The organism is Pyrinomonas methylaliphatogenes, from assembly GCF_000820845.2.
In the GTDB taxonomy this organism is placed as follows: domain Bacteria; phylum Acidobacteriota; class Blastocatellia; order Pyrinomonadales; family Pyrinomonadaceae; genus Pyrinomonas; species Pyrinomonas methylaliphatogenes.
Genome location: NZ_CBXV010000008.1, coordinates 360,120 through 386,344, shown reverse-complemented (window position 1 = coordinate 386,344; position 26,225 = coordinate 360,120). Strand labels below are relative to the sequence as shown.

At 60.6% G+C, this 26,225-nt stretch carries 27 protein-coding genes; 7 read left to right on the top strand and 20 right to left on the bottom strand.

Annotated elements, in window-relative coordinates; genetic code table 11:
- Window positions 1–12: 12 nt before the first annotated feature.
- The 8 genes from PYK22_RS12895 to PYK22_RS12860 all read right to left on the bottom strand — a co-directional run bounded on the left by PYK22_RS12895 (window position 13) and on the right by PYK22_RS12860 (window position 10,397).
- On the bottom strand, window positions 13–777 hold the full coding sequence (locus tag PYK22_RS12895; RefSeq protein WP_041977903.1) for a DUF4097 family beta strand repeat-containing protein: 765 nt from the start codon (window positions 775–777) through the stop codon (window positions 13–15).
- Window positions 778–834: 57 nt separating this feature from the next.
- Window positions 835–1,533: an anti-sigma factor family protein gene (locus tag PYK22_RS12890; RefSeq protein WP_041977900.1), complete on the bottom strand. Its 699-nt coding sequence runs from the start codon at window positions 1,531–1,533 to the stop codon at window positions 835–837.
- Window positions 1,534–1,611: 78 nt separating this feature from the next.
- Entirely contained in the window at window positions 1,612–2,343 is a 732-nt protein-coding gene (locus tag PYK22_RS12885; RefSeq protein ID WP_211197703.1) for an RNA polymerase sigma factor, read from the bottom strand.
- A gap of 72 nt (window positions 2,344–2,415) precedes the next feature.
- Entirely contained in the window at window positions 2,416–3,981 is a 1,566-nt protein-coding gene (locus tag PYK22_RS12880) for a YifB family Mg chelatase-like AAA ATPase (RefSeq protein ID WP_041977898.1), read from the bottom strand.
- Window positions 3,982–4,140: 159 nt separating this feature from the next.
- Window positions 4,141–5,877 carry a lytic transglycosylase domain-containing protein gene (locus PYK22_RS16865; protein WP_083437843.1) on the bottom strand — a complete coding sequence of 579 codons (1,737 nt, stop codon included), beginning with the start codon at window positions 5,875–5,877 and terminating at the stop codon, window positions 4,141–4,143.
- Between the two features lie 305 nt (window positions 5,878–6,182).
- Window positions 6,183–8,654, bottom strand: coding sequence for an endopeptidase La (lon, locus tag PYK22_RS12870; protein WP_041978945.1), 2,472 nt, complete (start codon window positions 8,652–8,654; stop codon window positions 6,183–6,185).
- A 140-nt stretch (window positions 8,655–8,794) separates the two neighbouring features.
- On the bottom strand, window positions 8,795–9,277 hold the full coding sequence (nrdR, locus tag PYK22_RS12865; protein ID WP_041977896.1) for a transcriptional regulator NrdR: 483 nt from the start codon (window positions 9,275–9,277) through the stop codon (window positions 8,795–8,797).
- 40 nt (window positions 9,278–9,317) lie between these two features.
- Window positions 9,318–10,397, bottom strand: a complete 1,080-nt coding sequence (locus PYK22_RS12860) for a lysylphosphatidylglycerol synthase transmembrane domain-containing protein (protein WP_157770868.1) — start codon at window positions 10,395–10,397, stop codon at window positions 9,318–9,320.
- Window positions 10,398–10,688: 291 nt separating this feature from the next.
- On the opposite strand from PYK22_RS12860, the gene PYK22_RS12855 reads away from it, so the two are divergent.
- The 5 genes from PYK22_RS12855 (at window position 10,689) to PYK22_RS12835 (ending at window position 13,872) form a co-directional block, all read left to right on the top strand.
- Entirely contained in the window at window positions 10,689–11,318 is a 630-nt protein-coding gene (locus PYK22_RS12855) for an RNA polymerase sigma factor (RefSeq protein WP_060635651.1), read from the top strand.
- A 12-nt stretch (window positions 11,319–11,330) separates the two neighbouring features.
- Window positions 11,331–12,074 carry an anti-sigma factor family protein gene (locus tag PYK22_RS12850; protein WP_041977890.1) on the top strand — a complete coding sequence of 248 codons (744 nt, stop codon included), beginning with the start codon at window positions 11,331–11,333 and terminating at the stop codon, window positions 12,072–12,074.
- A gap of 159 nt (window positions 12,075–12,233) precedes the next feature.
- The gene (locus tag PYK22_RS16860) at window positions 12,234–12,983 is read left to right on the top strand and encodes a DUF5683 domain-containing protein (RefSeq protein WP_157770867.1); all 750 of its coding nucleotides are present in this window, start codon (window positions 12,234–12,236) and stop codon (window positions 12,981–12,983) included.
- An 81-nt stretch (window positions 12,984–13,064) separates the two neighbouring features.
- Entirely contained in the window at window positions 13,065–13,283 is a 219-nt protein-coding gene (locus tag PYK22_RS17630) for a hypothetical protein (RefSeq protein ID WP_162199852.1), read from the top strand.
- 382 nt (window positions 13,284–13,665) lie between these two features.
- Complete coding sequence (locus PYK22_RS12835; protein ID WP_041977885.1) at window positions 13,666–13,872, top strand: cold-shock protein; 207 nt, start codon at window positions 13,666–13,668, stop codon at window positions 13,870–13,872.
- Between the two features lie 110 nt (window positions 13,873–13,982).
- Here the strand turns inward: PYK22_RS12835 and PYK22_RS12830 are convergent, their stop codons facing one another.
- The gene (locus tag PYK22_RS12830; RefSeq protein WP_157770865.1) at window positions 13,983–14,303 is read right to left on the bottom strand and encodes a hypothetical protein; all 321 of its coding nucleotides are present in this window, start codon (window positions 14,301–14,303) and stop codon (window positions 13,983–13,985) included.
- Between the two features lie 174 nt (window positions 14,304–14,477).
- Between PYK22_RS12830 and selA the strand changes: the two genes are divergently transcribed.
- A complete protein-coding gene (gene selA / locus PYK22_RS12825; RefSeq protein WP_041977879.1) occupies window positions 14,478–15,878 on the top strand; it encodes an L-seryl-tRNA(Sec) selenium transferase in 1,401 nt (466 codons plus the stop codon).
- Window positions 15,879–15,904: 26 nt separating this feature from the next.
- Here the strand turns inward: selA and PYK22_RS12820 are convergent, their stop codons facing one another.
- Entirely contained in the window at window positions 15,905–17,161 is a 1,257-nt protein-coding gene (locus PYK22_RS12820; RefSeq protein WP_041977877.1) for an ROK family transcriptional regulator, read from the bottom strand.
- A 333-nt stretch (window positions 17,162–17,494) separates the two neighbouring features.
- Between PYK22_RS12820 and PYK22_RS17785 the strand changes: the two genes are divergently transcribed.
- A complete protein-coding gene (locus tag PYK22_RS17785; RefSeq protein ID WP_162199851.1) occupies window positions 17,495–17,707 on the top strand; it encodes a hypothetical protein in 213 nt (70 codons plus the stop codon).
- 50 nt (window positions 17,708–17,757) lie between these two features.
- On the opposite strand, the gene merA is transcribed toward PYK22_RS17785, so the two are convergent.
- The 10 genes from merA to PYK22_RS12770 all read right to left on the bottom strand — a co-directional run bounded on the left by merA (window position 17,758) and on the right by PYK22_RS12770 (window position 26,019).
- Window positions 17,758–19,194 carry a mercury(II) reductase gene (gene merA, locus PYK22_RS12810; protein WP_041977871.1) on the bottom strand — a complete coding sequence of 479 codons (1,437 nt, stop codon included), beginning with the start codon at window positions 19,192–19,194 and terminating at the stop codon, window positions 17,758–17,760.
- Between the two features lie 79 nt (window positions 19,195–19,273).
- Complete coding sequence (locus PYK22_RS12805) at window positions 19,274–19,645, bottom strand: hypothetical protein (protein WP_157770864.1); 372 nt, start codon at window positions 19,643–19,645, stop codon at window positions 19,274–19,276.
- A 59-nt stretch (window positions 19,646–19,704) separates the two neighbouring features.
- Window positions 19,705–20,736 (bottom strand): hypothetical protein, encoded by a 1,032-nt coding sequence (locus PYK22_RS12800; RefSeq protein ID WP_041977866.1) that lies wholly within the window; start codon window positions 20,734–20,736, stop codon window positions 19,705–19,707.
- Window positions 20,733–21,155 carry a heavy metal-responsive transcriptional regulator gene (locus tag PYK22_RS12795; protein ID WP_157770863.1) on the bottom strand — a complete coding sequence of 141 codons (423 nt, stop codon included), beginning with the start codon at window positions 21,153–21,155 and terminating at the stop codon, window positions 20,733–20,735. The genes PYK22_RS12800 and PYK22_RS12795 overlap by 4 nt, the downstream gene beginning before the upstream one ends.
- 366 nt (window positions 21,156–21,521) lie before the next feature.
- Window positions 21,522–21,638, bottom strand: a complete 117-nt coding sequence (locus PYK22_RS18395; RefSeq protein WP_408003166.1) for a rhodanese-like domain-containing protein — start codon at window positions 21,636–21,638, stop codon at window positions 21,522–21,524.
- Between the two features lie 24 nt (window positions 21,639–21,662).
- A complete protein-coding gene (locus tag PYK22_RS12790; RefSeq protein ID WP_041977860.1) occupies window positions 21,663–22,013 on the bottom strand; it encodes a rhodanese-like domain-containing protein in 351 nt (116 codons plus the stop codon).
- A gap of 192 nt (window positions 22,014–22,205) precedes the next feature.
- Window positions 22,206–23,357, bottom strand: coding sequence for a 5-(carboxyamino)imidazole ribonucleotide synthase (locus PYK22_RS12785; protein WP_041977857.1), 1,152 nt, complete (start codon window positions 23,355–23,357; stop codon window positions 22,206–22,208).
- A 95-nt stretch (window positions 23,358–23,452) separates the two neighbouring features.
- Window positions 23,453–23,968, bottom strand: a complete 516-nt coding sequence (gene purE / locus PYK22_RS12780; protein ID WP_041977855.1) for a 5-(carboxyamino)imidazole ribonucleotide mutase — start codon at window positions 23,966–23,968, stop codon at window positions 23,453–23,455.
- 95 nt (window positions 23,969–24,063) lie between these two features.
- Window positions 24,064–25,518: an NADP-dependent isocitrate dehydrogenase gene (locus PYK22_RS12775; RefSeq protein ID WP_041977852.1), complete on the bottom strand. Its 1,455-nt coding sequence runs from the start codon at window positions 25,516–25,518 to the stop codon at window positions 24,064–24,066.
- A gap of 177 nt (window positions 25,519–25,695) precedes the next feature.
- On the bottom strand, window positions 25,696–26,019 hold the full coding sequence (locus tag PYK22_RS12770; RefSeq protein WP_041977849.1) for a 4a-hydroxytetrahydrobiopterin dehydratase: 324 nt from the start codon (window positions 26,017–26,019) through the stop codon (window positions 25,696–25,698).
- Window positions 26,020–26,225: the final 206 nt, after the last annotated feature.

Here is a 26,225-nt window from a genome sequence, read left to right as displayed (position 1 = left end):
ACCGAAACGCTTTTACCGGCGCGTGAAGAAGATCGGCCCGCGTTGGTTAATGACGTTAAGAAGCGCGCGTCCATCGCCGGTTCTGCCGATCACCTTGCGATTGCCGCTCATGAAGTTGAAGAAGCCCAGGCGGGCGAATTCGCCGAGGTTGATGTTACGCGTAAGAGGCGCCGTCGCGTTCAAACGGAAGGCCGAATTGGCCGGGATGCGGATATTTATGTTGCCCTGCATCGAGGCCAGCGTGTAGTTGCCGTTAGGCAGCAGATCGCCGTCGAAGAGGATGTCGCCCATCGTATTTTCGGCGACGACCATCGCGGCGCTGATGTCCGTCAGTTCGATATCGCCTTCCGTACTGACGCGGGCGCGCAGCATCTGCCCCCGGAGACCGCGCACAGCTATATCGCCGCGCTTCGTCTCGAGATCGACGCTGGCGTTATGCGGGACGAAGATCATGAAGTTGACATCGCCGATCTCGCGCCCGCGGTTAGCTTGGACCACATTGATGATGACGTCGTTTTCCGAAACGTTGGGCAAGATGCGCGCCGGAGGAGATTCGAGATTGGCTGTGACTTTGACCTCATTCCGTCGCCACCCCTCGACGGAGATCCTTCCCGATAGATTGACCACCTGTACGCGGACGTTCGGGCGCGCGACGAAATTACGTGCATAGCGCTGCTGCGCGCTGACGGGATGAGCGGCCAACGCGAATAACAACGCGGCCGTCAGTGGCAGTCGAAGGCTGTAAATGCCTCGTCGATCATCGAGAATCGTTCTCATCAGCCTTTCGTTCTTCCCTCCACGGATCTTCCTCTTGAATTCGCGTCGTGAGTTCGATCAGAGCTCGGAAAACTCCTTGAGCAGCTCCATCTTCTCGCGAAGCGCGGCGTTGAGCATCTCTTCGGAGACCTCATCGTGCGGGTTGCGTTCAAGCTCTCGCAGCGAATCCTGCACCGCCTGATCGATGACCCGCATGTTGCGATCGAACGCTTCGCGCATCTTCGGGTTCCACCGCACGCGCCGTTCGTTGACGCGCTGCTGCCAATATTCGATCGCCACTTGCTGCTGGCGCAGATAATCATCGATCGGGAGCGTGCGTTCGGCGGCAACCTTCGCCGCCGCGCCCGAAGGCGCGGTCGATCTTTGCAGCGCGTTCAGCGAGAGGGCGGTGATCAGCGAAACCGCGACGACGACCGCGGCGATCGCCGCGCCCAGTTGGGGCAGGGAGAACTCCCATCTTTTATCGAGCAGGCGCGTCCACCAGCTGGCGCGTGCCGAGGATTGAGTTGCCGCCGCGCGCGATCCTTCGTCGAGGAGGCTGCTTCTGATGCGCTGCCAAATCAACCGTTCGTTCGGCGTGGCCAGCGGGTAAGCGTGGCAGTCGCGCGCTGCGAGGACGATGTTGCTGAGCTCCTCACGCACTTGCGCGCAAAGCGCGCACACAGCCAGATGCGCTTCGACGCGCGCCTCCTCTTCCGCGCTCAACGCGCCATCGATCAATTCGCTCAGTAGAGCCTGGCAGTTTCTGCACTCCATCCTTCCAACCCTCCGGCGTTGAAGGCAAAGCAGCAAGCAGATCCTCGGGATTCGCCCATCGTCGCTTCAACTTGGAGTTCATTTAGGCGGATTCTGTTGCCTCAAAAGCTCGCGCAATCTCATGCGCGCTTTGTGCAATTGCGATTTGCTCGTTCCGACCGAGCAACCCAGCATGCGCGCGATCTCCTCATGCTCATGGCCTTCGATGTCATGGAGCACGAAGACCGTGCGATAGCCGGGCGGCAATTGCGCGATCGCCTTATCGAGCGCGATGCGATCGACGATCGGCATCGCGTTCGGGTTCTCCGTCCCCTTGACGATCTGCACGGGAGTTTCGCCATCTTCGGTCGTCTGCTCCAGACGCACCCCGCGTTTGCGAAAGTGCATCAACACTTGGTTGACCGTCAGGCGGTGCAGCCAGGTCGTAAAGGCCGATTCGCCGCGGAAACTCCCGATTTTGCGGAAGAGCTGAATGAAGACCTCTTGCATGAGGTCTTCGGCTTCGCTCGTGTTGCCCGTCATGCGCAAACAGAGCGAATAGACGCGCCGATTGTGGCGTTCATAGAGCTGCTCGAAGGCGCGCATGTCGCCACGGGCAGCCTGTTGCGCCAGTTCGTAATCGGAATCCTGCGGCGCTTGTGTCTCGACTTTTTCGGTCTCAGCCACGTGTTCAGTGTCCGTCCGATCGGCAGGCATCAACCCTCCCTTGCGACGGACACAACACGTGTGCTCGAGCAGACGCTTCGTCAATGGGTGAACCGCCAGAAGGCGGTCTCCGTGAAGCTCCCCCACGCGCCTTGTGATGCCCACGGTTGTGCGCGTCGTTGCCTTGCCCGCCGCGAATTTAATCTTTTTCGTGTACCATGCTGACGTTTTCGTGTATCACGTCCAGTAGGTTCGGTCGAGCGACCGATAGCTCACGGCCTCGGCGATATGCATGGGCCGAATCTCTGGAGAATCTTCCAGATCAGCGATGGTACGGCTCACCTTTAGTATGCGGTCGATGGCGCGCGCTGACAACCCGAGACGCGCCACCGCATTCTCTAACATCCGCTCGCACTCGGCGTCAATTCGACAGAAACGCCGGATGTGGCGCGGCAGCATCTGCGCGTTGGCGAGGATGCCTTCGCCTTGGAAGCGCGCGCGTTGACGCGCACGCGCCGCGACGACGCGCGCGCGAATCTCCGCGGAGCTTTCGGCAGGAGGCGGCTCGCCCCGCAGGTCGCGAAAGCGCACAGCGGGCACGTCGATATGGATGTCTATGCGATCGAGCAGCGGGCCGGAGATCTTCCCGATGTAACGGCGGATCTGTAGCGGCGTGCAGCGACACTCGCGCGTCGGATCGTTCCAGAAGCCGCACGGGCAGGGGTTCATCGCCGCGACGAGCATAAAGGAGGCCGGGAAAGTTAAAGACATCGCGGCGCGGCTGATCGTCACCTTTTGATCTTCGAGCGGCTGACGCAACACTTCGAGCACGCTCCGATCGAACTCCGGCAGTTCATCGAGGAAGAGCACGCCATGATGGGCGAGCGAGACCTCGCCGGGTCGCGGCACGGCGCCGCCGCCGATCAAACCGGCATCGCTGATCGTGTGGTGTGGGGCGCGGAAAGGGCGTTGCGTGACAAGCCCCGCGCGTCCGGTCAGACCGGCGACCGAATAGATCTTCGTCAATTCGAGCGCGGCTTCGAACTCCAGCGGCGGCAGGATCGTCGGAATTCTCTTCGCGAGCATGGTCTTGCCCGAGCCCGGTGGGCCGATCAAAAGGATGTTATGCGCTCCCGCGCTCGCCACTTCAAGCGCGCGTTTGGCTGCCTGTTGCCCGCGCACCTCGCGAAAATCGACCGAATACTCGTCCTTGTGCGCCATCAGCGCCGCTAAATCGAGGCGCAACGGTGCGGGGCTGATCTCGCCGCGCCGCAACGCTAAAACTAGTTCGACGGCTTGGCGTAAATCCGTTACCGGGTAGACGTTGATGCTTTCTACGACCGCCGCCTCTGTCGCATTCTCTTCCGGGACGAGTAGATTTTTAATCTGCGATTGGCGCGCGCGCATGGCGATCGAGAGCACGCCGCGCACGGGGCGCACGCGCCCGTCGAGCGCGAGTTCACCGACGGCGAGCACATCGCGCAATTCGCCCTCATCGCCGAGGTCGCCATTCGCTCCGAGGATGCCAAGCGCGATCGGCAGATCGAAACTCGCGCCCTCTTTGCGCACATCTGCCGGCGCGAGGTTGACCGTCATCCGATGGAAAGGGAAGAAGAAACCGCTGTTGTTGATGGCCGCGCGGATGCGTTCACGCGATTCGCGCACAGCCAAATCGGGCAATCCGACGATCGTCACGGAGGATGGCGAATCTGCTTCGCCGCGCGCCGGAGCGAGATCGACTTCGATCTCCACGAGATCGGCGTCGATGCCGTAAACGGCTGCCGAACGGGTGCGAAAGAGCATGGTGAGGGCACTCCTCCAAAATCTCGTCAGAAGCGAAATCGAAACCTGTAGCCGATCGTGAGTTTGCGAAACCCCTCCTCGAAAATTCGAAACCGTCGAGCGGATGAAAAAAAGCGCGCCTAAAAGGGGCACGCTTTGACTCGCTAGGTTGTGCGCCTTCTAGCGCCGCTTTGACGAACGCCGTGGCGGGCGAGCGGGAGCTTTCGTCTGATTCGAGACGGGGACGATGATCTCGCGCCCGGCGCTCAGACGAGCGTGCGCGGCGAGGCCGTTCAAACGCGCCACCTCGTCCGTTGAGGCCCTGTAACGAGCGGCGATCTGGGCGATCGTCTCGCCTGCCCGCGCGCGCACACGCACCAGCCTTTTGGTCGCAGCTGGACTCCTCGCGCCTGCGGCGACTGGACGCGTCATCACCACGTTGCGGATGCTGGCGATCGGGACCGCAATGCGCGCGCCCGCTTTGATCTCTACGCCTTGATTCAAAGCCTGAAGTTGGGCCAGATTGGCTCCCGTGCGCGCGGCGATGACGGTGAGATCTTCGCCGGGCGCAAGGCGCACGAATCTGACGGAGTTACGTCGCTCGGGCGGGATGCGTTTGAGAAGCGCGACGAGCGCGCGCCCGCGTCCGGGCGGAACGCGCACTAAGTAAGGCTCGCCTTGCGGCGTCATATCGCGACGAAGTTCAGGGTTAAGTTCGCGCAGGTAGTCGAGGCTGACATCCAAAGCGTCGGCGATAAAACGCAAGCTCGTCAGCGGCGGCACGCGCACCGTGTCGTAAGAGAGCGGCGGCTCGGGTCTGACGTGGCCGAAACCGTACTTCTCCGGATTCTTCGCGATCAAGATCGTCGCGAGGATGTTCGGCACATAATTGCGCGTCTCTTGCGCAAGGTATGGGTAGATCTGCCAGAAATCGGCGACGCCGGCGCGCGCTATCGCGCGATCGACGTTCCCCTCGCCAGTGTTGTATGCGGCGAGAGCCAATTCCCAGTTCCCGCCGTAACGCTGGGCCAGCCATTTCAAATAGCGGGCCGAAGCGCGCGTCGCTTTCTCGAAACTGTGGCGCTCATCGACCCACGCCGTCTGCTTCAATCCGTATCTTGTGCCCGTTCCCGGAACGAACTGCCACAGGCCCGACGCTCCGGCCCAAGAGCGCGCCAGCGGTTGCCAGGCGCTTTCGACCTGGCCCAACCACGCAAGATCCTCCGGCACGCCCTCCTCGCGGAAGATCTTCCGTGCCAATCTCATGTAACGCCCCGAACGGCGAAGCCCGCTCTCCATCGTCGCGCGCCCGCGCCCTTGATAGTAGTTGATGAATTGCTGGATGATCGGATTGACCTTGAAGGAGAAATCGACTCGGCTCTTAGCTGCCTCAAGCTGCGCGACATCTTCGGGCCTGACGTTCTCCTCCTCGGGCGTTAACGTCAAGCGGCTCAGCTCATCGAGCGGGGAGGGTTCAAATCTCTGCTCCCTGAAGCCGATTTGCGGGGTGACTTGGGCGAGCGACGGTGCCTCTTGATCGCTTGTCGATTGAGCGGTCAGTTGTGGCGCGGGGACCTCTAGGCGATAGATGCGTTCTATGAGTTGCAGATAATAATCCTGCAAACGCGGGTTAGCCCGCACGTCAATCCCCGACTCCAGAATCGTGTCGACGGCTTTATCGAAATCATCTCGCGCCTGTTCGCGACGATTGTCCTTCAGATTCAGTTCGCCCTGCTTAAAGTAGTTCTCCGCCCGCGTGATGATCTGTGTGACGCGCGCCTCTTCGCGCTCGACTTCGCTCTGCGCGTTGCGCAGAGCCGACGCCGTAGGGGCCTGCCCATAGAGCGGGAGATTTGAGAAAAGGAGCGTCCCCAAAAGAGTCGTGCATTGAATCAGGCGGGAGAAATCGGTTGCCATCAGGTCCTCCGTCGCAAGAGTCTCTTGCCGGTTACCGCCGCGCCCTCGGAGTCGGTCAAAACAAGGGGAACTGGGGGCAGCGAACAGTGGCGCAGGTTATCATACGCCATAGGCGGAGTCAAACCTTTAGATCGGCTAAAACGGGTCGAATCGGTGAAATTTTCCACCAGACTGCGCGGATTCGAGAGCTCCTGGCTGCAAGCCACGGGGAGGGAGCGCTCTTCCCGCGTGCGCACAAGCGGATAAAGACTCTGAGCGGTTCGATCCCGCCGAGACGCTCCGGCTCGAAGCCGTGGAGCGGTTGACTAAACCGGCGTGCTATCGGTCGAAGAGGGCGCAGCCGCTTGGGGCAGCTTGGCTTGGCGCGGCGAGGCCGAAGTTGCGGTTGAAATCTTCTCGCGCAGGGCTTCGCGGAAGACCTGTTGCACGTTGTCGACGAAGACGAAGCGCAAGTTGGTGAACAGCTCTTTGGGGATCTCGTCGAGATCGCGCCGGTTCTGTTGCGGCAGGATGATGGTCGCGACGCGCGCGCGCCGCGCCGCCAGTACCTTCTCTTTGATCCCGCCAACCGGCAACACGTTTCCGCGCAGCGTGATCTCGCCCGTCATCGCCACGTCGCGCCGCACGGGGCGCTGTGAGAGCACGGAAACCATGGCTGTTGCTAACGTGATGCCGGCAGAAGGGCCATCCTTCGGGATCGCCCCTTCCGGGATGTGGATGTGTAGGTCGTATTGGTTGAAGTCCTCTTCTGGGATGCCGAGTTCGCGCGCGCGCGCTTTGGCGTAAGAGAAGGCCGCTTGGGCCGATTCCTTCATCACATCGCCGAGTTGACCCGTCAGGACGAGATTCCCTTTGCCGCGCACGCGCAACGCTTCGATGAAGAGGACATCGCCCCCGACGGCGGTCCAAGCGAGTCCCGTCGCGACGCCGATCTGATCGCGGCGCAAGATCTCATCGGGCTGGACCTTCGGCGCGCCGAGGAATTCGTGCAGGTTTTTGAGCGAAACGCGCACCATCTCGGTTCGCCCTTCGGCCACGCGGCGCGCCACTTTACGACAGATCTTGCCGATCTCGCGCTCCAGTTGGCGGAGCCCGGCTTCCTGCGTGTACTGGTTGATGATGGCCGCCAGCGCACGCCGCGAGATTTGCAGGTGGCGCGGCGTGATCCCATTCTCCTCCATCTGTTTGGGCAGCAGGTGGCGCCGCGCGATCTCGAGCTTCTCCTCTTCGGTGTAGCCGGAAAGCTGGATGATCTCCATTCGATCGCGCAGAGCCGGCTGGATCGTGTCGAGCACGTTGGCCGTCGTCATGAACATCACGTTCGACAGATCGAAGGGGACGCCCAGGTAATTATCGCGGAAGCTGTTGTTCTGTTCAGGGTCGAGCACTTCAAGCAAAGCTGAGCTCGGATCGCCGCGAAAATCGGCTCCCACCTTGTCTATTTCGTCGAGCATAATGAGCGGATTGTTCGTGCCCGCCTGTTGCAGAGCTTGAATGATTCGACCGGGCATCGCGCCGACATAGGTGCGACGGTGGCCGCGGATTTCGGCTTCATCGTGGAGCCCGCCCAAGCTCAAACGAACGAATTTGCGGTCGAGCGCGCGCGCGATCGAGCGGCCTAGACTCGTTTTGCCCACGCCCGGCGGGCCGACCAAACAGAGGATCGGTCCTTTCGGTTTCTCCTTGAGTTTGCGCACGGCCAGCGCTTCGAGGATGCGCTCTTTGACCTTCTCCAAACCGTAGTGGTCTTCATCCAGAATGCGCGCCGCTTTGGCCAGATCCAGATTATCTTTTGATGATTTGGACCACGGCAGCTCAACCATGATCTCGAGCCAATTGCGCAGCGTCGCCGTCTCAGCCGCATCTGGATGCATGCGTTCCAGCTTCTTGAGTTGCCGCTGGACCTCCTCTTCGACTTGCGGCGGCATGCCGGCGGCGGCGATCTTCTTCTGAAACTGCGCGATCTCTTCGGCCAGTTCGTTCCCTTCGCCGAGTTCGGCCTGAATCGCTTTGAGCTGTTGGCGCAGGAAGAACTCGCGTTGCGAGCGATCGATATCGGCGCGCGCCTGTGTGTTGATCTCTTGCTGAACCGTAAGGACCTCTATCTCGCGGTTCAAGAGTTCGTTGACGCGGCGCAGGCGCGCCAGCGTATCGACGAGGTTGAGCACCGATTGCGCCTCTTCGACGCGCAGTTCGAGATTGGATGCCGCAAGATCGGCCAGTCGGCCCGGATCATCGAGGTTGGCCGCGATCGCCATCACCTCTGGCGAGATGTTCTTGCCGAGGTTGGCCGCCTTCTCCAAGAGCGCGCGCACGTTGCGGATCAACGCTTCGACCTCGAGCGAGTCTTCGGGGACGGGCGGTTCATGAAGCACCGTCAGACGCGCGCTCAAAAAACCGTTCGTCTCGGCGATCTCTTCGGCGCGCGCGCGCGCCAGACCTTGGACGAGGATGCGCGTGCGGCCATCGGGCAGCTTCAGCATGCGCATGACAAGGGCGACCGTGCCCATCGTGTAAAGGTCTTCGGCGGTCGGCTCCTCCTTGTCCAAATCCTTTTGCGAGAGGAGCAGGATCATGCGATTCTCGCTGAGCGCATGGTCCACAGCCCGAATCGAACGCTCGCGCGAGACGAAAAGCGGCACGATCATGAACGGGTAGATGACGATATCGCGCAACGGCAGAACCGGCAGCACCTCCGGGATCTGCAGTTGCTCGTTCGAATCGCCGCCCGAAGCTCCGAATTCCGTGATGTTGTGCGTCTGGGTTTCGTCCAACATGATCACTTCACGCGCCCACGAGGGATCGGAAAATTAAAGATTATCAACCATTCCGCCGAGAAAGCGAAGCGCCGGAGCGCAAAAATAGCGCGCGCCAGGCCACTCGATCGAAGCTAGCCCTCTCCGCCTCAGGCGCGCGATCAGCGGCGCGATGAGGCGCGTTCGCCAGAGCGCGTGCGCACGAGGTTCTTCAGTTCGTGCATGAATTCGGAGACATCTTGAAACTCCAGATAGACGGACGCGAAGCGCACATAAGCGACTTTGTCCAGCTCCTTCAATCGGCGCATGATCATCTCGCCGATCTTCGATGTCGGACGCTCGCGTTCGGGCGACTCCTGCACGTACTTCTCCACGGCGTTGACGATCGCTTCCAGTTTCGCCGCCGGGATCGGACGTTTCTCGCAAGCGCGCAGAAGCCCCGCCATCACCTTATTGCGATCGAACGGTTCGCGCCGCCCATCCTTCTTGATGACCATATATGGGATCTCGTCTATGCGCTCGTATGAAGTGAAGCGGCGCTCGCAGCGCAGACATTCGCGCCGCCGCCGAATCGAGTCGCCCTCGCGCGATTCGCGCGAATCAACCACTCTATCCTCGAGATGACCGCAGAACGGGCACTTCATACTCCACACTCCACTTGCCGATGAGTTTCAACCATCACTCCTATGATGACGAAACGTCCTTCGCCTCTTGCGTGTGGGCGATCGATTGGGAATTTTGCGCCTCTTCGGCCTCTCGTTCCGCCGTATCCCACAGGCGCGCTAGATCCGTACCGCTGCGCAGAAAGTAGTAAAGGCCGAAGAAGAGCGCCGGACCGAAAAGAACTAGATGCATCACAATGGAGACGGCAGCCGCTTGCTCGCGTTCGACTCCGAGGAAGATCAAACCCGCGGCTGTCGCGGCGTGAAACGCCCCGGCGGCCCCACCGGGCGTCGGCACCATCGAGCCAACTAGCGCCCAGCCCATGACGAAGATCGTCTCGCTCAGGCCGAATCGGAGACCGAAGGCGCGCAGGACCAGCCAATCGGCGAAGGTGATCGCGCCCCACAGAAAAGCCGTCCAGGCGGCGGTGACGAGCAGATCGCGCTTGTTCGTCAGCACTCCCAGCGCGCGCGCAAGCTGCTCCATCGAGTGGGTGATGACCCGCGCCGCGTGACGTAAAAAGCGCGGCCAGTTCCGCGAGGCGCTCTCTATTTGACCGATCGCGCGCGACGAGAGTCGCTTGAAGGCGATCAGGCCGACGATCCCTAACGTGGCGCTGAGGAGCAGAATCAAACCGGCGATCTTGATCTGCCGGTAACGCGCGACGGAAAAAGCTGGCGGGTCGAACCACAGAAGGTTCGCGGCAAACAGCAGCACGATCGTCGTCATATCGTAGATCCGTTCGACGCCGATCGTGACAAATGACGCGGTCGGCGGCACGCGCTGGTCGCGCAGCGAAAGGAACGCTGGGCGGAGGATCTCGCCCGTCCTCCCGATCGTGAAGATGGCGCCAAAGCCGACGGTCGTCGCGGCGAAAAGATCATGAAACCGCGTCGGTCTGAGCGGCGCTAGAAGCGCCTGCCAGCGGAAGGCGCGCATGACGTAAGTCGCGCAGATGAAGAGCGCGGCTACGCCCACGAGCCGCCAATCGGCAGCGTTGAGCGAAGCGCGCACAACCCCCCAGTCTAACCGCCGCCCAAACCACCACAGGGCCACGATCGCCAGCAGAGTGAAGATGAAAAGGCTAAACTTCCGTCGCAATGCGTTGGCCTTCAACCCGTAGATTTCAAGCTGGATTCAGGGCGCTTTGAGCCCCCCAACACAATATGTTGTATCGTGAGAACACACTACTACAAATTGACCGGGGGCGCAAGGCGCTCTCTGTGGGCGGGGGATGATCGAGCGGCGCGGTCGATGCGTGCTCGATGAGCGGCGCAAAGCGCTCTCTGTGGGCGAGGAACTTTTCAAAGATACGGGTCGTATTCTAAAGTGTGGGAGGTTTCGCCCGCAGAAAGTCCGCTGGCGGCGAATCAGCGAATTAGAGGCTCAACAGTGGGGGCGACGAAAGCCTTGGCGATCGGCGATGGAGCCGAACTGGTGCGACGCGCGCGGGCCGGCGATGGCGCCGCGTGGGAGGAGATCGTGGCGACCTATTCGCGGCGCATCTACAATCTGGCCTATCGCTTCACGGCGCGCGCCGATGCGGCGGAGGATTTGACGCAAGAGGTCTTCGTCCGTCTCTATCGCTCGCTCGATCAATATGATCCACGACAAGGGGATCTGCAGAACTGGTTGATGAGGCTCGCGCGAAATCTGATCATCGATGATTACCGGCGGCGCGAGCGGGTGCCACATGATTCGCAGGCCGAGGATCTCGAAACCCACATGTATCACTTGCGCGCTGCCGGAAGATCGCCGCAGGAAGAGATCGAGCGCGACGAGTTGGGCGCGCAGGTGCAGGCTGCCATCAACCGTTTGCCGCCCGATCTGCGCGTCTGCGTCATTCTGCGTGATATCGAGGAGTTGAGCTATCAGGAGATCGTCGAGCTTTTGAAGATCCCGGAAGGGACCGTCAAGTCGCGCATCAACCGTGGGCGTATCGAGCTGGCGAAGATCCTGCGTCGAATGCGCGTCATCGGCGCCGACGGACAGTTGTCCGAAAAATCTCGATCAAGGGGGTGAAAGAGGAACGACATGCGATGCGCTGAATTTGAGGAGCGGTTGACAGACTACATCGAAGGCGCGCTCGCTGCCGAGGCAAACCAAGCGATGGCGCAACATGCGCTTTCATGTCCGGTCTGTCACGACCTTCTCAATGAGGTTCGCAACGCCATGGCAGCCTGCCGATCGTTGCCGGTGGCAGAGCCTCCCCTCGGGCTCGAAGCGCGCATCATCGCGCGTACCGTGCCGGAAGCGATGATGACGTGCGAGGAGTTCGAAGAGCATCTGACGGATTACCTTGATGGTTTTCTTCCGGCGCCGCTTTATCATCGTTGGGAACGTCATGCCGCCCTATGCCCGCGCTGTACGGATCTGCCCGGCGATGTCGTGCGGGCGATAGGGGCCTGCTATAGTCTGCTTACCGAGGAGTTGCCGGTCCCCGCCGATTTGCATAGCCGCATCCTATGCGCGACGCTAGGCGCGGCGGATGCGCGCGCGTTTCGCCCATCGCTCGTCCTGCGTTTGCGCGCTTGGTTGGAGGCGCTGTGGGGCGAGCTACAGGCGGTCACCATCTCGCCGCAGCTCGCCACCGTGGCGGTGGTCCTTTTGGTGGCCGTGCTCATCGGCTCAACGCTTTCAAAGGATGGGACGATCGGCGATGTGTATCGCACCAGTTGGCGTCTTGCGGCGCAGACCTATGCCCTTGGCGCGAATACGGCGGCGCGGATGACGACCGGGGATCTCAAAAAAGTCACCGGCGCGATCAACGGCACATGAGGCAAAATCGCTTGAGCGTCGGCGCTCGCCTCGAGCTGATGCGCTGAATGTTCTGACCGAATCGAGCGCGGCGCTACAAGGGACCGTTTGGCGAAACTTCGATCGGATCTGAGACGCTGTGGGATGGGGTCGGTTGTAAACGACGGGCTTCGTATTGAGATGAGAAACTGTTGCGCCTTCCATCCATCAAATCCGGCCTACGCGCAGTGCAGCGCATGCGCGCGACCGCTCTGTCCGGCGTGCGATCACAGGGTGCGTGGTTTCCCTTACTGCCAAGATTGCATCGTTGCCGGAGTTGAGCTGTTGCGCCAGAGGCGAGCGAGCCAGCGCCATCCGATCACGGCGTATACTAAGGTGTCGCCTTTTGGCGCGATGCTGCTATCGTTTATCGTTCCCGGACTCGGCGCGGCCTACAACGGGCAGACGGCCAAGGCGCTGGTCCACTTCGTCATCTTCGCCAGTCTCTTTCAGTTGGCGACGGCGACCAACGGCGCGCCGATCTTCGTCTTCGGCGGCATCGGTATCTGGTTCTATGCGGCGCTCGATGCCTATCGCACGGCGAGGTTGATACGCGCCGGGCTGTTGCCGGATACGGAATCGGACGCGATCGCGCGCCATCTGATCGCTCATCCCGTAGCCTGGGGCATCACTCTGCTCTGTTTGGGCACGCTCTTCTTGTTGCAAACGGTCTTCGGTTGGCTGCTTCAGATGCGCATCATCCTGCCATCGGTTCTCATCGTGCTTGGCACATATCTGATCTACGATCGGTGGAAGAGGGGAAGGCGTGCGGGCGAATCGCGGTTCGATTGGAGCGCGCCGCCTTCGATCACCGAAGATCGCACCATGCGCTTCGATCGGGAATTGGGGCGAGGGGTGCGCGATGAGATCAAAGCTCGCGATGGCTATTGATCGCGCGGATCGATTTGTTATATTTGCTCACAAAAGGTGGGCTGGGATCGGCAGATATTTCACCAAGGAGATCCGACCATGATGGGAATGCTTAAGATCTTAGGTAGGTGGGGCGGACTGCTAACGCTTATATTGCTTCTGATCGCCCTCGTGCGACAGTTGATCGCGCTCGTCGGAGCGCTGATCTTTATCATCAAGTTCGCTGTGGTCGCCGCTTTCGTCGGGTTGATGGTGCTCGTCATCTTGGCGACGTTGCGCGAAAGGCAGCGACGTCGGCGCCGCGAAGCCGAAGAGCTCTGATCCTCTCGGATCGGCGAACGGTTGACTGGGCCGCCTTCGAGGCGGCCTTCTGTTTTGCGGGAAAAATTTCCACTTGACAGCGCCAGTTTTTTTCGCATAGTATGCGCGCTCGCTTCCAGACAAGGCAGATGGGGCCTGATCCGCCCCGGCCGCATCGTGTCAACCAAGACGCTTAAAGCGTATGGTTCGTTTGTTCACAGTGGGTGTTCATGTGTGGTGATCAAGCGCGTTCCGCAACTAATTCGCCACACATGGGCTTTCTCGTCATCTTCTCGGCGAAGGTGGGCCGGAAGCGCTTGTCCGGTCGCCGCCTGCGCCTAAGATTTCCGGCGCCTTCGTGCGTCGGCAAAAGAGGAGATTTTGGTGAGGAGGATCGTCCGCTATGCCTAGAATTACCGGTAAAGTCAAATGGTTCAACAACGCGAAGGGGTACGGCTTTATCGAACAGCCTGGCTCTTCCGACATCTTCGTCCACTACAGCGCCATCCAGGGCGAAGGCTTTAAGACCTTGGAGCAGGGCCAAACGGTTGAGTTCGAGGTCACGCAGGGACCGAAGGGCCCACAGGCGGAGAACGTCGTCAAGCTATAGATCCATTCGCAGAACCAGTCCGAGGTTGGTCGGCGCTTGAAAGCGCCGCTTCAGGCCAGCAACGATTGATTTTGCCCCGGCGCTTCAGTCTTTGGAGCGCCGGTCTTGTTTCATCTCAACAGGGGCCGGTGCGGACCCTCTTCGCGCTCTTGCAGCGTTCGACGCCACAGTTCACGAAGGGCCGTATAGCGCGAAACGAGCGTGTTGTAGCGGTAGCGCTGCGTGAAGTTGAGCGTGCGATCGTCGCCCAGACGCTTGATCATCGTCTCGACGCGATTCTTCGTGTCGTAGGGCGGGCGCTTGGCTCCGCCGTTGAAGAAGATGTCGAACTCGATCTTGAGCCGACGGATATCTTCTTCCAAACGGTTGAGTTGTTCGTCGATCTGCATGTGGGCGGCGCGTTTGGGCGTCTGGAAACGATGGGGATTCAACCTTATGCCTCTCCTTTCGGCGCGGGGCCGACGCCACAAAGCAGTTTAGGTCGATTCGAAGTCTGCGGTCAATTTGCCCTTGAAAGCGTCCGGGGAGGGATTTGTTGATGGCGAGAGCAAATTCGAGGCCTCTTCCGGCCCCGGCGCGTCGAGTTCTATACTTGATGCGACGCCATGGATGAAGAGCAGGTTCATTCGAAACTGCGCGCGCTTCCTTCGGTCGACGCCCTTTTGCATCAACCGCTGGTCCAGTCGTTGCGCGCATCATTGAGCGCCGAGCGTTTGACGGCGTTGGCGCGCGAGGTCATCGGCGAACTGCGCGCCGAACTTCTGGGGCAGGAGTCTTCCGCTCCACGGTCCGACCTTTTGGTCGAAGCGGCGGCGCGTCTATGTGCGCGCGTCGAGCGTGAACGCGCTTCCTCTCTTCAACGGCGCGTCATAAACGCGACCGGCGTCGTGCTGCATACGAATTTGGGGCGCGCGCCGCTTGCCGACGTGGCGGTCGAGGCGATGGCGCGCGCGTCGCGTTACTGCGCGCTCGAATTCGATCTAGAGACGGGCAAACGCGGGCGGCGCGGCGCACGGGTCGAGCGTCTGTTGGGGGAATTGACAGGGGCGGAAGCGGCGCTCGTGGTGAACAACTGTGCGGCGGCGACCTTGCTCGTCTTAAGCGCGCTTGCGCGTGACGGCGAAGTCATCATCTCGCGCGGCGAACTGGTCGAGATCGGCGGCGATTTTCGCATCCCTGACGTGATGGCGCAATCCGGCGCAACGATGGTTGAGGTCGGGACGACCAATCGCACGCGCCTAGTCGATTACGAACGCGCCATCAACGCGCGCACACGCCTGATCGCGCGCGTGCATCAGTCGAACTACCGTATCATCGGTTTTACGCATGCGCCGAGTCTAGAGGAGCTCGCCTCGCTTGCGCACGCGCATGGGTTGTTTCTCTATGAGGACGCGGGTTCGGGCGCTCTGGTCGATCTTCGTCAATGCGGGATCGACGGCGAGCCGATCATCCGTGAATCGCTCGAAAAAGGGGCGGACGTCGTCACCTTCAGCGGCGATAAACTCCTTGGAGCCGCTCAAGCCGGATTGATCGTCGGGCGGCGCGAATGCGTCGAAAGATTGCGTCGTCACCCGCTCTATCGCGCGCTTCGCGTCGATAAACTGACCTTGGCCGCGCTGGAAGCCACGCTCGAAATCTACCGGCGCGGGCATCATCTCGATCAAGTGCCAGCCTTACGGATGCTGGCGGTCACGCCTGAAGAGCTCGAACGACGCGCGCTCTCTTTGGCGTCGCGTTTGCGCGCGAGCGCACCCAAACTTCGCGTCGAAGTGATTGCCGGACAATCGGCGGTGGGCGGCGGCGCGGCTCCAATGGCGAATCTGCCGACCAGTCTCGTGGCGCTCGAGCACGAGGAGCATTCGGCGGCGGAGATCGAAAGAGCTTTACGCCAAAGCGATCCGCCCATCATCGCGCGCGTCAGCGACGAAAAGGTCATGCTCGACCTTCGTACCGTCGCTGCGGACGAAGAGGTAAATCTGTTCAACGCCTTGCTGAAGGTCGCATGAAACCGTTCGTCCCATTCGTCGCGAAGTTAGCCCGATTTGGTCTGTTCCGCTACGTGCGTCAGGTAGTAATCGATCGCCACCTCCATGGCGCCGCCCAATCCCGAGCCTGTAACCAAACCGGCTTCGATGATCGGATCGACCAAACGTCCGGCCAGCGCACGCCGCACGGCCATCTGCAAAGGCTCGCGGATGAATTGCCAGCCTAAAACGATGCGCCCGGAGACGACGACGCGATCGATGCCGAGCCCGCTGATGACGTTGGCGATGCCGATGCCGAGATACTCGCCCGTCTGTTCGAGCGTCCTCTGCGCGCGGATCTCTCCGGCTTCAGCGCGCCGGACGATCTCCGCGTATCGGATCGGGGGAGGACCGCTCGTGGGCGCGCGATCGCCCAAGTAGAGCGCAACGGCGCTCGTCGCCGAGGCGTAGCGCTCCCAGCAGCCGCGGTTGCCGCAGACGCAGAGCTTCCCGCCGGCGACGATCGTCATGTGACCGAATTCGCCGGCGAGATTGCCGCTCGCGCCGACGCCGCGATAGATCTCGCCATCGCGAACGACGCCGATGCCGATCCCGGTGCCGGCGCGGACGAGGATGAAGTCGCGCCAGATGCCGGATTTATCGTCTTTCAAGCGGCGCGACGCTTCGAACATCGCGGCGGCGGTCGCATCGTTTTCGACGATGACGGGGACGAGCGATTTGCTCGCACGCGATGGATGAAAACGCAACGCGGCGGCGATCTCGACATCCTGCCAGCCTAGGTGGGGGGCGTAAAGCAGGGTGCGCCGTTCCGGATCGACCGGTCCAGGCACGCTGATGCCGATCGCTTCGATCTTGTGTTCAGCGAAATGCGCGCGCAGTTGTTTGATGCTTTCGCTGATCTCATTCAACTCCTTGAGCGGATCGTTCGGGGTATCGAACGCCTCTTCGCGCAGGATCGTCCCATCGACGCGCGCGATGCCGACTTGCGTCTGTCGCACGCCGATGTTGGCGCCGATAAGCAATGAGCCTTCGGCGTACAAGCGCAGCCCGATCGGCGGGCGCCCGACCGTGCGTGTGATCAGTTGCGAGGTCTCCGTCAAGACGCCGGATTCGATGAGCGGGCGGACCGCGCCGGTGACCGTGCTTCGATTGCACCCTAAGCGCCGGGCCAGTTCGGCGCGCGAAATGGGTTGCGCCGCCCGCACGAGTTTGAGCAGCGTGCGCGTCATGGTCTTATCAGAACCCGCAGTCGTCTCAACGTTTCGCTCTGCTTTCTCGGTCTTCTGTCTTTTCCTGTCTTTCATGGAAGCTTTTGTTTCAAGCGGATCTGATCTTCGTGCTTTTTACAGAACTTCGCCGCGTGCCGACCCTAAAAACAGTTCGCCCCGGGGATGATCGAATCGCGCCGCTTGCGGATCGAAGAAACAGCGCGATCTGCCAACCCCCGTACTGCGTCCGCGAACGATTAAGGCATGAGCGTTCGTTTGCCAAGCTTACTCTGCCGCGCGAGCGGCGGAGGAAGGATCACGTCGCGGATTGGCAAGTTGATCTCTCGATATGGCCGCATCGTCCAGAACGCTCTCGAATCCCGAGCGAAGAGTCAGCTATCAAGCGTTTTCGCCTTTATCTTTTCAACTTTGAAGATTATTTGGTTTTGCGAAAAGGGTCAACTCATCTCGCGCAACGATCGGCTTGCGCGTAAGCTTGCCGCGAGATTGGATGCGCGTTATGACGGGAGCTTCGATAAATCTTTCTTCGATGCTTATAAACTCGTTTTCCCCTCGCGCGGAAAGGCGGGGCAAAGGCGCGAGCTTGAGGAGGGGATCATCTCTAAGCCGCTCCTCGAATGAGGGACCTGATGTTGCTGACGATTTCGCTTGCTGGCCGAATGCGACTAGCGTCATTCAGCACAGCATGAAAGCTTAGCCGGATTTTTGCGGCGCGAGATGGCCGCGATCTTCAGCGCTTCGGCCATGGTCGGGTAGACGTGAAGTAGATCGACAAAATCATCGAGCTTGGCTCTGAATCTGAGCGCCATCGCCGCTTCGTGGATCACTTCGCCCGCGTTGTGGCCCACCATCGTCACGCCGAGGACTTCCCCGGTCTGGACATCGGCGACCATCTTGATGAAGCCTCGCGCGTCGCGGATGATCCCGGCGCGCGGCACGAGCGACATCGGCACCAGACCGCACCAACAACGATGTCCGGCCTTGCGGGCTTCCTCTTCGGTCAGCCCGACGGTTGCAACTTGCGGATCGGTGAAGATCGCGCGCGGGATCACGCGATGGTCCACCGTGCGCATCGGACCAACCGCCAGCGCATTGTGGGCTGCGATGCCGCCGTCATGACTGCCGACGGGAGTCGCCATCTGACTTCCGCGTTGCGCGCCGATGACGTCGCCGGCGGCGAAGATGTGCGGCACGCTGGTTTGCAAATATTCATTGACGATGATTTGGCCGCTCTCATCTGCGGCGACGCCGGCGCGCTCGAGCGCGAGACGATCGGTGTTTGGGCGCCGGCCCGTGGCGACAAGAAGCTTTTCGGCGCAAAACGCGCGTCCTTCGCCGCCGACGCGCGCCAGAACTCGCACTCCGTCATCGAGTCTCTCAACCGACAGGGCGCGCGCGCCTGTTACAACGTCAATGCCTTCTTCAGCGAAGATCTGCTGGATCGTTGGCCCAACTTCCGGCTCAAAACCTCGCGGCAGCAGCTTCGCGCTTTGTTCGAGGATGGTCACGCGCGCGCCGAAACGGCGGAACATCTGGCCCAGTTCGAGCGCGATGTAGCCGCCGCCGATGATGATGAGAGAGCGCGGAAGAGAGCGCAGCTCCGAGGGTTCGTCGCTCGTCAGTAGATCGCTCGTCAGATACGGGACGCGGTCGAGCCCTTCGATGTCGGGAATGACCGGGCGCGATCCCGTGGCGATGAGTATGCGCGCGCCGCGCAGCTTTTGGCCGTTGACGATGATCGTCTGTGGATCGAGGAATTCAGCATGCCCGTGTTCGATGGCGATCTTCCCGCCGACGAGGCTTTCGTATTTTTTGCGTCGGTAATCGCGGATGATCTCGTCCTTTTGCGCGATCAGTTGCTCGAAATCAAACTCGAGTTTCGCTGGTTTCAATCCGGGATAGCGCGGATGCGATGCTTCGTGAACGATGCGCGCCGCTTCGATCAGATTTTTCGATGGCAGACAGCCGCGATTGACGCACGTGCCGCCGGTGGTCCGCTCCTCGATCAGGACGGCGGTTTTGCCGAGTTCTTGCGCGCGCAATGCGGCGGCGAAGGCGGTCGAACCTGAACCGAGGATCACGAGATCATAAGATGGTTCTTCGGCCATTATTCCCTCCTCATTCGGAAAATCGGGTGAAAGAGGATGACGGGGGAGCCCCTCATCGCAGAGAGGCTCCCTTAGGTCATCATCCCCCTTTTTCGTATTTGACTTTCACGGGTGCGCGGTTGTGAGGCTCAGCCTCAAGCGCGCGTTTGGCGACGAGGCCAATGCGCCGCGCATTGATCTTGCGCGAATCGAATTGCACCACGACGTTCGGCGGTTCGCTTCCTTCCATGCGAACGTCGTTAACGCCGCGCGCGGATTTGAGCGCGTCAACCACGCGCTTCAGGCAAGAAGGGCAACGGAAACGATCCGATTGGATCACCGCGTGGTCACGGCTCGTCTTGACGACAATCTGACCGCCTTGTTGATTGTGTTGATCGCCTTGATTGCTCGCGGCGGTCGCCACACAGAAAAGTAAAGTCAGCAATGCGAGCGAAACTATCTTCGGTCGCATCTTGTTTGATCCTCCTTTCATGCTTCTTCAGTCGGCGTACTGCTTCAAGCGAAGACGCTTCAGCGCGCTCCTTCTTGAAGCATCGCGTTTACTTTTGCTGCAAGTCGGTCGCCGTCGAGCAGAAGCTCCGGTGGCAGCGTGCAAAGTTGGTGCATATAATGGTTCGGCGTCGGCGGCTCCGCCCGCCATTCAACGTCGCGGTCGTAAACGTAGTAAACGTCCCACGCGGGCTCGCTCATCTTCATCAACCGCTGATAGACGCCTCTCAATTCGCCGCGCGCGTCCCAGTAGTGGCGCACGCGCGCGTCATTCAAACGGGCTGCTGCTGCCGGGACTTTCATCTCATCGTCGGTCGGAAGACACGGCTCCCACACGACGTAGATTCGCAGATCTTCGCTCTTGATTTTCGCAAGGACTTTGTCGCGCAGTTCGCTTGCTCCGCGTCCGGCGCATCCCGGACAAGTCGGCGAAAGCAGCGCGACGAGCCTGATCTTGCCTTTGTCGCGGTTGAACTCCTCTTTAAGATCTGTCAAGTCCTTCGAGTAGCTGATGGCGGTGGATGATTGGGTCACGGATGCCTCTCCTTTTCGCGTAGTTGCACAACAAGCATCGGATGATGTGACGGTCTGCTCTTCGAGTTCGGCTTGGCGCGTGGTCGCATAGCAAGAATCTTGCGCGGCGGCAGAAGGCCCTCCGGCGCTCGCTTGCAATAGCGAATTGCGCCTCTCTCCGATCTTCAATCGGTGGAAGAGCGCGCCGGCATAGTAGGGCGCAAGCGCCGCTGCAATCATGGCCAAGATGGCGAGCCACAATCCGAGATGAGTCGATCCCTTCGGTCCAGTCGCGCAGCAACCGTCGGCTTTTTCAGAGGCGGTTTTACGCGACCGAAAGCTGTAGAGGAATCCGCCCGCTAAAAGCAGCGCAGCAAGTGTTAGAAAATATGGCCGCGCGGCTTCAAAGGTGACAGCGGCGCTGAATGCGCCAAGCCCGAAGAGGGCAAACAGTAGCGGCGCAAGACAGCACAGGCTAGCCGCAACGGCGGCGACGACCGAACCGAAAGCGAAGATTTTTTCACGATCCGGCGTTTTCACCTCCTCCTCTCCTCTCTCCTTAACCTTTTCGGTCGAGCGATCTCATCCACGACCGGGCATTCGGCAGCGGCGCCGTGTCGCCGAAGCTCACGGTCGCATTCGGCGAGATAGTGGCGTAGTGTGCGGCGAAATTGGCGTAGCTCGCTGAGGCGCGCTTCGACCTCTTCCAATTTGGCGAGCAGCAATTCGCGCATTCGCTGGCACTCCGAGATGCCGTTTGGGGGATTGACATTGAGCAGAGCGGCGATCTCTTTGAGCGAAAATCCGACGCTCTGCGCTTGTTTGATGAAGCGCACGCGCGCGACCGTATCGGGACTGAAGACGCGATAACCTCCAGCCGTGCGTGGGGCGGGCGGCAACAGCCGACGCCGTTCATAGTAGCGGATCGTATCTACGCTCACGCCAGCGCGAACGGCCACCTCTCCGATCAAGAGCTCCGATGCAGATCCACCCCTCTTCATCAGGGAGCGAGTTTACACCCTCGACCGGACTCCAGAGTCAAGCCCTCTGTTCTCGGTGGCAAGCGCGAGCCAAGGCGGTTAGCGTTGGTGACTGCCGGAGTGCACAGGGGGCCGGTGATATAAAGCGTGCAGGGGGCCGCTTGATCTCCCGGCGGCGAAGATGATGCGTGAGAAGATCGCTCGAAAGAGACCAACGCCGCGTCGCTCGATCAATCGAGGGCGAAGATGATGTATGAGAGGATCGATCCTCGAGGCGACGCGCGAATGACGCTCCCGACATCGCCAGAGGTCTTGCGGCCCATTTCTGAGCCTCCTGTTTTGTCGTTAAGGTTGTTCTTTCTTCTTCGGTTCGACTGGTCCGCCAGCGGCGACCCAGGCATCCCATCCGCCTTTGAGCGCGCGCACGCGCGTGAAGCCGTTGTTGATGAGCGTCAGCGCCACACGGGCGCTTGTGCCTTCATTCGGTCAAGTGCAGAAGGTGACGATCTCGCGATCTTTGGGAAGCTCCGACAGGTGCTTTTCGATCTCGTCGGGCGCGATGCGGATTGCGCCCTTGATCGTTTGATCGCTCGCTTCGTACGATGGACCGACGCGCACATCGAGGATAGTGAGCGGTTCGCCTTTGGCCAGTTTCGCTTTCAACTCTTCGACCGTGATGCGTTCGACTTCTGAGGGCTTGGTCGGCCTCTTCGGCGCCGTTTGAGCGGATTGGTCGGATTGCGGCGCCATCTCCCTCGGTGGCGCGCCCTGCTGCGCTTTCGCCAACGAACACGAGGCGAAACAGATGATGAGCGCGAGGATAGGTTGCCGTCTCATCGAAAACCTCCTTTCGCTTGAAAGTGCGGAAAGATTTTAACCTTTCGCTAGGTTGCGGGACAACGTAACGCCAGTCGTCCGCACTCTTCTTGGGAGTCCGTGGCGGCGCGGTCTTCGGCTCGTTTTACGAGCGCGAGATCGGTGGGCACAACCAGCCGTTCGATGGCGCATGGCTCTTTTTGTCAATGGGCTTCATCGCTTCGCGCGCGCAAGAGCTGCTCTCGCTTCGAGCACGCGCCTTTTGGCTTCGACGGTCGATGGCGAGAGAGCCGTCAGATGGCCCATCTTGCGTCCGCGCCGCGCTTCGAGTTTACCGTAGAGGTGGAGTTTGACGTCGGGGAAAGAGCAAGCGGCGGTCCAGTCGGGCTCGCCTTCGGCCCACAGATCTCCCAAAAGGTTCGCCATCGCCGCCGGTCTCAACTGTTCGGTCGAGCCGAGCGGAAGCAGGCAGACGGCGCGCAGCTGTTGTTCGAATTGACTGGTCAGACAGGCGTCGAAAGTGAAGTGGCCCGAATTGTGTGGGCGTGGCGCGAGTTCATTGACCAGAAGCCTCTCATCGCGCGTCAAGAAGAACTCGACGCACATGACGCCGACGACACCGAGCGTTTCGAGTATGTCGCGCGCGATCTCGATCGCCTCGCGCGCGATCTTCTCCGAGACGGACGCGGGCGCGACCGAAACGTCGAGGATATGGCGGCGATGTTCGTTTTCGATCACGCCGTAATGGGCAAAGCTTCCATCTTGCCCGCGCGCCGCGACGACCGAAACCTCGCGCTCGAACTCGACGAAGGCTTCGAGGATCGCCTGTTGCTCGCCGACCGCTTGCCACGCGCGTTCGATGTCGGCGACCGATTCGATCTTCGATTGCCCTTTGCCGTCGTAGCCGTAACCGGCTGTTTTCAAGACGGCGGGTAAGCCGAGCTCAGACAGCGCCATCCGCAGTTCATCCAACGAGCGGACAGAACGAAAGCGCGTCACGGGAAAGCCGTTCTTTTCGAGAAAGGTCTTTTCGCGCAGACGGTTCTGCGTCGTGTGCAGAACGATGCCGCTCGGTCGGACGGGGACGATCTGTGCTGCGGCCTCGACGGTTGCGGCGGGAACGTTCTCGAACTCGAAGGTGATGACTTCAACGCGCCGCGCGAATTCTCTGACCGCGTCAAGATCATCGTATGAAGCTTCGACTTCATGATCTGCGACTTGGCCCGTTGGCGTGTCGGAGTCGGGCGAAAGGGTGTGAACGCGATAACCCATGCGCCGCGCGGCGATGGCGAACATGCGGCCCAGTTGACCGCTGCCTAAAACGCCGATCGTCGCGCCTGGTAGGATCGATTCTCTCACGCTCATCGTGATGAGGATGCGAGAAATTCCGGACGCCCGTCAAGTCAACCTCGCGCGTGACGGCGGCTATCCCGAAGAACTTGTCGAAGGGGATTGGCCGATCATCGGGCGAGCTGAGCTTCGCGCACCTTCCGTTCTTGTTCTTCGCGGAAGCGATGCAACTTCGCGCGCAGCTCCGGTCGTTTGTTGGCGAGGATGGCGACGGCCAACAACGCGGCATTCTTCGCCCCCGCCTCTCCGATGGCGAGCGTGCCGACGGGCACGCCTGCTGGCATCTGCACGATCGAAAGGAGCGAGTCCATGCCCTTCAAGGCTTTGCTTTTGATGGGGACGCCGAGCACAGGAAGCACTGTATGTGCAGCGACCATGCCGGGCAGATGCGCCGCGCCGCCAGCGCCTGCGATGATCACTTCGATCCCGCGCCCTTCGGCTTCGGTGGCGTATTCGGCCATCATGCGCGGCGTCCGATGGGCCGAGACGACGCGGCATTCATGCGGCACGCCGAACTCCTCGAGCAGAGTCGCCGCGTGGCGCATCGTCTCCCAATCCGATGCGCTTCCCATGATGACCGCGACGAGCGGCGAACTGCTTGGTGAATCCTTCGTCTGCTCTTCCATCGCTGTGGACGTGGGATCGCTTCGCACTCTTCCGCAACCGGGCCTCGCTTGCGCAGCCCGATTGCGGAAGAGTGCGACGAAATGGTCAGAAAGATCTACTCGCCTTGGCCGAGCGAATAGCCGCGTTCACCGTCGAAGGTGTAGAGATTCTCGGTCTTGATGAAATCGAATCCGGCTTCGCTAGCGCGTTTGAGGAGCGAGATGATCTGCGCGTGCGTGATCGTCCCGCCGCTTTCGGAGATGAAGCGGCATCGCCAGTGATCCGTGCAAAAAGTCTCCGGCAAGCCGTCGGGCCAGACCTTGACGCCGCGGTTGGTGATCATCTTGAGCTTCAATCCGTCGCCGTTGATCCGTTGCAGCCGTTCGCCCAACTGGTCCGCCGTCCCTTCGCGCCAATCGAGGAACATATCCACGCCGACCAACTCCTTCTTCGCTGGGAGCTGCTCGCGCACGAGCGTAGCCGTCGTGAAAGCTTCGCCGCCTCCCTTTTTGTAACTGACGGGTTTAAGCTGTTCGGGTTTCTGGCCCAGCCGCTGGATGACCGCATCGGCGAACTCGCGCGTCCCGACCCGCTGGCGGCTCGTCCCTTCGCGATAGATGTCGTAAGTGTGAATCCCCTCTTCGAGCGTCCGCAGCCAAGCGTTGTGGATCCGTTCGGCGACCTCCGCTTGCCCGATGTGGACCAGCATCATGACGGCGCCGAGCAGCAGCCCCGACGGATTGGCGACATTTTGTCCAGCACGCCGCGGCGCCGACCCGTGAATCGCCTCGAACATAGCGCACTCGGTGCCGATGTTGGCCGAACCGGCGAGCCCGACCGAGCCGGTCATCTGTGCGGCGACGTCCGACAAGATATCGCCGTAAAGATTCGGCAGTACGACGACATCGAAGCTCTCGGGTGAGGTGGCGAGCTTTGCGGCGCCGATGTCGACGATCCAGTGCTCGTTTTCGATGTCCGGATATTCGGCGGCGATCTCATCGAAGATCTTATGGAAGAGGCCATCGGTCATCTTCATGATGTTGTCTTTGGTGAAGCAGGTGACCTTCTTCCGGTTGTTGCGCCGCGCGTACTCGAAAGCGTAGCGGATGACCTTCTCGCAGCCGGGGCGCGAGATCAGCTTCAAGCACTGGACCACTTGATCGGTCTGGCGGTGCTCGATGCCGGCGTAAAGATCCTCCTCGTTCTCGCGCACGATCACCACGTCCATGCCAGGGAACTTCGTTTCGACGAACGGATGATAAGAAACGCATGGACGAACGTTGGCGTACAGACCGAGCGCTTTGCGCACCGTCACGTTCAAACTCTTGTAGCCGCCGCCCTGCGGCGTCGTGATCGGCGCTTTCAGGAAGACTTTGGTCCGGCGCAAACTATCCCAAGCGCTCTTGTCTATGCCTGCAGTGTTGCCCCGCAGGTAGACTTTCTCGCCGATTTCGATCGTTTCGATCTCGAGTTGCGCGCCCGCCGCCTCGAGGATGCGGAGCGTCGCCTCCATGATCTCAGGACCGATGCCGTCGCCGTATGCGACTGTAATTGGAGTCTTCTGTGCCATCTCTAATCTCGATGCCTTTCTGTGTTAAGAGTATCGAATGAGTAGAACGGGAGCGAAGCGCGAATCAAGTGTCAAGTCGCATTATCGCCCTTCGCTCAAGCACCTACACGAAAGTTAGAGATATAACACCGAAACGGCGCAAAAGACAAAGCGCCACGCGACGGCGCGCTGAGCCTCTCAGAGGCGATCTATTTTAGCCGCTAGGATGAAATCGCTCTCGCTCAGTCCATCGATCGCGTGGGTCCAGATTCTGATCTCGGCATATCCCCAACCGAAGCAGATATCGGGATGGTGTCCTTCTTCTTCGGCCAGGTCGCCGACGCGATTGACGAAGGCGAGCGCCTCGCGGAAGTTATCGAACTTGAAGCGCTTCTGAAGGTGATGCTCATCCACTACCTCCCAATCGCGCAACTCGGTTCGGTAGCGCTCGATCTCTTCGCCGCGCAGTCGCGGCACGCCGCCCGAGCAGGGCACGCACTTGCGATCGGCCAACGCGCTCATTCGTCGCTCCTCCTTTCGAGTTGAAGTTGCTTCATATTCTACTCGCATCGCGACGATCGATCGAGTTGCCGACGGAAAAATCTCGCCCACACCCGTCGGCTTTTTGCTGCGTTTTTGCCGGAAGAAAATCTTTCAACTTTTTTACATCTCGGAGCGTCTTAAGAGCTCGGAAAAAGACCGGCGCTCGCCAACAGATGCTCTAGGTG